5 protein-coding genes are annotated in these 5,497 nt (G+C 67.6%); 2 read left to right on the top strand and 3 right to left on the bottom strand.

What is annotated here, in order from left to right:
- Positions 1-208 precede the first annotated feature (208 nt).
- A complete protein-coding gene (locus tag EB084_18560) occupies positions 209-2,722 on the top strand; it encodes a DUF1566 domain-containing protein (GenBank protein ID NDD30264.1) in 2,514 nt (837 codons plus the stop codon).
- Between the two features lie 39 nt (positions 2,723-2,761).
- On the opposite strand, the gene EB084_18555 is transcribed toward EB084_18560, so the two are convergent.
- Positions 2,762-3,241 carry a universal stress protein gene (locus tag EB084_18555; GenBank protein ID NDD30263.1) on the bottom strand — a complete coding sequence of 160 codons (480 nt, stop codon included), beginning with the start codon at positions 3,239-3,241 and terminating at the stop codon, positions 2,762-2,764.
- A gap of 213 nt (positions 3,242-3,454) precedes the next feature.
- Here EB084_18555 and EB084_18550 point away from each other — a divergent pair, with 213 nt between their 5' ends.
- Complete coding sequence (locus tag EB084_18550; GenBank protein NDD30262.1) at positions 3,455-4,168, top strand: hypothetical protein; 714 nt, start codon at positions 3,455-3,457, stop codon at positions 4,166-4,168.
- An 80-nt stretch (positions 4,169-4,248) separates the two neighbouring features.
- Here the strand turns inward: EB084_18550 and EB084_18545 are convergent, their stop codons facing one another.
- Together EB084_18545 and EB084_18540 are read right to left on the bottom strand one after the other, a co-directional pair.
- Complete coding sequence (locus tag EB084_18545) at positions 4,249-4,986, bottom strand: phosphodiester glycosidase family protein (protein NDD30261.1); 738 nt, start codon at positions 4,984-4,986, stop codon at positions 4,249-4,251.
- Positions 4,987-5,067: 81 nt separating this feature from the next.
- Positions 5,068-5,497: hypothetical protein (locus EB084_18540; GenBank protein NDD30260.1), on the bottom strand; the 430-nt coding region annotated here is incomplete at its 5' end.

Here is a 5,497-nt window from a genome sequence, read left to right as displayed (position 1 = left end):
ACGCAAGCCGACAGGGTCGCGGCGATGAGTGCCGTGGCCAGCAGCAGACCGCCAGCGCTCGCGCGATGGGAGTGGGGAACCGACGGGGGCGGAAACGTTGCTCGAGGCCGCATCGTGGTTCAATGCCACGGCCTGCGGAAGGTTCCCTCTTCGTCGCGCGGGGGGGGCGGTGAAGGAAGGAGGAGCGCGCCGCAGCGAACTCTGCGCTATGCGAATCACCGCTTGTGTGGCCACTCTTTCGCGCCTTCGCGCGTCTGTCTCTCTTGTCGTTTCGCCCTCTTCCCGACGTGTCTCGGGGGGGCTGCAGATCGTGGCGTGCATCGCTCTGCTGTCGATGCTGCTGAGCGGATGCGGAGGCGGCGGGGGCAGCACCGCGTCGAACGCCGGCGGAGGCGCCGATTCACTGTCGGCGTCGTCGGCATCGTCGCAGGCCACGGTGACCGGCATCGTGGGGGGGCCGCTGCCACGCGCCAACCTCGCGGTGAAGGTGCAGACCGACGCGGGCGAGGTGCTGGGCTCGACCACCACGACGCAGGGCGGCTACTTCCGGTTGGTCGCCATCCCGTCGAGCGGGCCTGTCGTCGTCGTGCTCACCCGCGACGCGAACACGCACTACGCGGCGCGTCTCGACCGCCTCGCCGCCGGTGACACGTGGGTGACCATCAACGCGGCCACCACAATTGCGGCGTCGGCGGCTCGGCTGGCGCCGCGCGCATCGCAGGCGGCCACCGACGAGCAGGTGGGCGCCTACCTGGGGCTGCCGAGCGGCGCCCCGCTGGCCACCGTCGCCGCGAATCGGGCCTACGGCTTCGACGAGCGCACCTTTCTCGCCGCCGCCGCTCGGCACGGGTCGTTCGACGGTTTCGTGGCCCTGAACGCCCAGACCGCGAACAAGCGCGCCCTCTCGCACCAGGCCTCGGCCGACGCGCCCGCCGCGTTGTACCCGTCTCCGCTCTCGGCCGCGCAGAGCGGATTCAGCCTGAGCAGCGTGGGCACCGGGCTGCTCAGCGGCCTTGGCGCCTCGCTCAAGAGCTATGCGGGTCAGGCCGCCATCGGATGGCTCATGGCCGAGATCGGTCTGCCGACGCGAACCGAGGCGCAGCTCGATCGCATCGAAAGCCTGCTCGGCGACATCAAGAACGAGCTCGATACCATCAAGACCGAACTCGACTCTCTGCTCACGGCCCTGCAGAACACCCTCACCACCCTGCTGAGCGCCCACCTCAGCGACACCTTGACCTACATCGACACCACGACAGTGAATGTCGAGACGCACGCGTCTCTCAGCAGCAGCGATGCGCTGAACGTGTCTGATCTGGAGAATGCCACACTTTCCGCCGACATCTTGAATCACAAGACCATGGTGCCTGACATCGGCCAGGCCCAGCTCGGGTATGCCACGGGCACGGGGTTCGTCTCGCTGACGGTACCCAAGTACGGCGATGGGGGGAGGTTCATCAACACCGACACCCTCCAGGCGTGGCAGAACGAGCTCACCTACTACCAGAGCTACCAGCTGAAGGCGGTCAACCTGTTGCTGCAGGCGTGCTTTCAGACGGCCTCTCCCGTCAGGCTGTCCGACGCCGAGCTCTATCTCGATCAGTTCCACGTGTCGGCCAAGCAGCAGCAGATGCTCATCCCCCAGCAGACGGTGTTCCCCGGGCTGCTGCTGCTGCAGCCGTCGCCCGCGAACACCGAGCCGGACGACTCTGTCGTCATCGATCGCAACACGGGGCTGATGTGGAAGCGCGACCTCCTCGGGCCGTGCACCTGGGGGGACGCTGCAAACATCATTTTTCAGGGGTACAACGCGCCCATCGATGGCTACTACGGGTGGCGCCTGCCCACGGTGGCCGAGCTGCAGACGCTGGGCCCCACACAAGATCACCTGACGAACGCCGTGGGCATCCGGGGGCTGGGGGCCTGGTGGCAGTACGTGTGGACCTCGGATGCTTTTGATGACTGGGCGGGGGCGTATGCAGAGACTGTTGGTCAGTACGTGCTCAACCTGCGTGATGGGGACGTGCAGAAGGCGCCGTTCCACACCTTCGCTACATACGGCAACACCTATTTCAACCCACCCTACTCTCTTCTTCTCGTGCGAACCATCGTCACCCCGAAGGATCTCCCCATCACCATCACGCCTGCCAACGTGACGGGAGGGGTGCGCCTCACCGCCGTGCGAAGCTACGGCACCAAGGGGAATCTTCTCGGCCTGCCCTACTACGAGGAAGACATCACCCAGCGTGCCATCTGGTCGGTGGCGGTCAACGGCATCTCCGACCCCGGCCTGATCCGCGGCAAGGCCCACATCGGGAACGGCCCCGACTCATCAGGCCTCCTGCAGGTGCGAGGTCTCCTGCCCGGTGACGTGGTGACGGTGACCGCGCAGCTGGGAGACCAGACCCAGTCTCTCACACTCAGCAACCTCCCTGCCACTGATGCCACCGTTGCGTCGCTGGTCATCTCTCCGGCGCGCACGCTCGTGCTCGCGCAGGGGCAGCCGCCCATCAATCTCACCGCCACCGCGGTGACGAACAGCGGTGTGCCGTCGAACGTGACGAACCAGGTGACCTGGTCGAGCGACACCCCAGGGCTCGTGACCGTCTCGCCCCTGGGCGCGGTCACGCTCGTTGGGGCCTTGCCCAACGTGACGACCAACGTAAAGATCACGGCCACCTATCAGGGCGTGACGGCCACGGCCTACATCATTCTGCCGTGACGGCACGCCACGGGGGGGGCGGGTCATCAGGCGCAGCAGTCAGCCCTTCGCCTCGCCGTCTTGCGTCTCTGTCGCGCCGTGCACGCTCAGCACCGGGCACCGCGCCCGTCGCACGACGGCCTCGGTGGTGCTCCCCAGCACCTGGCGCTTGAGCCCCCGTCGACCGTGGGTCGAGATGCAGATGAGATCGACGTGCTCGGCCTCGGCGTGCGCTACGATCTCATCGGCCGGGTTGCCCATGGCGGCCGCGGTCACCACCTCGGCCTCGGGCACCTTTGCCGTCACCTCGGCCTTCAGGGCGTCGAGCTGCTTGTACACGTCGTCGGGGCTCTCCGGCAAGATCACGCCCCCCTGGGGAATGTAGGTGGGGCCGAAGACCGACGTCTCGATGACGTGGAACAGGTGCACGCGGGCGTTGGTGCCGCGGGCCATCTCGATGCCGAGCTCGACGGCGCGCCGGGCGTTGGCCGAGAAATCGGTGGGAATGAGTATGCTTTGCGTGTTCAGCACGGGCGTCACCTCTTCAGGGCCATGGTACCCGCTTCGTGTATGGGTTCGCCATCGTGTGCGTGACCGATGTCTGCTCGGTCAGGGATGGGGGGCTGCAGCTCAGCGCTGCATCGCTGCCCGCACGCGGCAAGCCGTGAGCATCACCGCAGGAGGGGCCCGCTTGAAGGGGCGAAGCAGACGCGCAGGGAGGAATGATCTTCCGTGTCCATGCGATGTCTCGCCATGAAGATGAAGATGGCCGCGCTCGTGCTGGCCATCGCCCTGCACTTCGACCCTCGCGCAGCCTGGGCGGGCGCGACCTATCGCCACCTGCAGCTCAACGGCTGGAACGTGGAGGTCGACGAGCGCCTCTACCAAGATTCGTCGTCGCACATCGACGCCGCCCTGCGCCTCACCGCGGTGCAGCTCGGCCTCGTGGTGCGCGCCGTGCCGGTGAAGGCGCTGGCTGAGCTGCGGCGGGTGCGGATCTGGTTCTCCCCGCCCTATTCCGGCGACACGCCCCGCGGTGCGTATCACCCGAGTCGCGCGTGGCTCGTCGAGAACGGGCGCAACCCCGAGATGGCGTGCGGGGTCGAGTTCACCAATTCAGCCATCTTCGAACAGGAGACGACGCGCATGCCCTTCTTCGTGTTCCACGAGCTTGCGCATGCCTATCACGCCCTGGTGCTGGGCTACGAGAACCCTGAGGTGGCCGCCGCGTACCAGCGCGCGAAGGCGAGCGGTCGCTACGGCAGCGTCGAGCGTCGCAACGGGTGGGGGCGCCCCAACACGCCCTCGACCATGTCGTACGCCATGGAGAACAAGTACGAGTACTTCGCCGAGTCGAGCGAGGCGTTCTTCGGCACCAACGACTTCTTCCCGTTCGACCGCGCCCAGCTGCGCGCGTTCGACCCGGACATGTATCGCCTGCTGCGTCGCCTCTGGGGCCTGGAGTAGCGACAGGTTCTGCTCGAAGCGCATCGCCGTCAGGCGGCGGACCTCGCGCGGCACGTCGGTCTCGTTCCGCCGACCAGGCCCTATCGCTCGATCTTCACCGTGAGCAGGTTGGTCAGTCGACGTCCGGCCGGAATCAGCGTGCGACCGCGGTAGTACATGGCCAGTGACGCGCCGGCATCGAGGTTCATGGCGTCGCTGCAGCCCAGGGCTCGCATGACCTCGGCCCACTTGCCGAACGATACAGGGGCGAGCGTGTGCACGATGAGCAGGTGACGGTCTGGCGTGATGCCAACGCCCATACGCTCGGTGCTCCCCATGATGTGGGGATCGCGGAAGCCTTCTTCCTGCGGACGTGCATCAGGTCGCCCCCCGAGAACCAGTGCGGGACCACAGGCGAGAACGGTCTCGTAGGCAGACCAGTCCTGCGAGCGATCGCGCTCCACCCGTCGAATGGTGGCTTCGTTCGTACGGGTGATGGCCAGGGCCGTACCCATGAGCCCTTGGCTCACGAGCCGTCCCCCGATGACGATGTCGCCAATCGGCTTGAGACTGCTCTTCGAGAAGTAGGCGCCATTCACAGCGATGGTGGGGCGCGTGCGCGCAATCATGTCGGCGAACGGCTCGTCAGCGCCCGGAAAGCCTGCGGCCACCTCGACGCGCACACGCACCCGCCGGTCGGCCAGGTTCACGCGAATCACCTGCAGCGGCACGCCCGCCGCTGTCGTTCTCTCGAGCCTGTCGGCGGGTTCCTCGGCGCGGGCACAGATCGCGGTCACCATGATGAGGAAGAGCACGACCAGGGTGGAGGGTCTGCGCATGCCGAGGGCTTCGGGGTGTCGGCTTCGCTCTCCTCTCCCTGTTGAGCCGCTTGGAGAACGGCTCAACAACCTCGCCAGTGGCTAGCGCGGCGCTGTCGCCAGCGGGTTGATGCGCGCCGCCTCCGCGCGCGCGGTGCGCGCGGCTTCCGGGTGGTTCAATGTTTCCTCGATCTGGGCAAGGCGAAGCTGCATCTCGGCGTCGCGCAGCCCCCAGTGCAAGGCCCGCATCTCGGCGTCGCGGGCCGCCGCGGCCTGGTCGTTGGCGAGCAGGGCTCGGGCCAGCAGGTCGAGGGTGTCGGCATCGGCGCGCAGACCGGCCTCTGTGCGCATCAGCTCGAGGGCGCGGGCGGCGTCGCCCGTTGCACCGCGGTCGAGCAGGAAGCGGGCCAGGTCTCGGCGGTGCCCGAAGGCTGCTCCGCTCGACTGACGCTCGAGCTCGGCGCGGGCCGAGTCGCGCAGGGCCTGGGCTTCAGCAGCGTTGCCGCGGGCGTCGCAGACACCCGCCCGCGCC

The sequence above is a fragment of the Pseudomonadota bacterium genome (genome assembly GCA_010028905.1).
Lineage (GTDB): Bacteria > Vulcanimicrobiota > Xenobia > RGZZ01 > RGZZ01 > RGZZ01.
The sequence above is the reverse complement of the archived record's forward strand: the minus strand, read 5'-3'. Positions and strand labels throughout refer to the sequence as shown.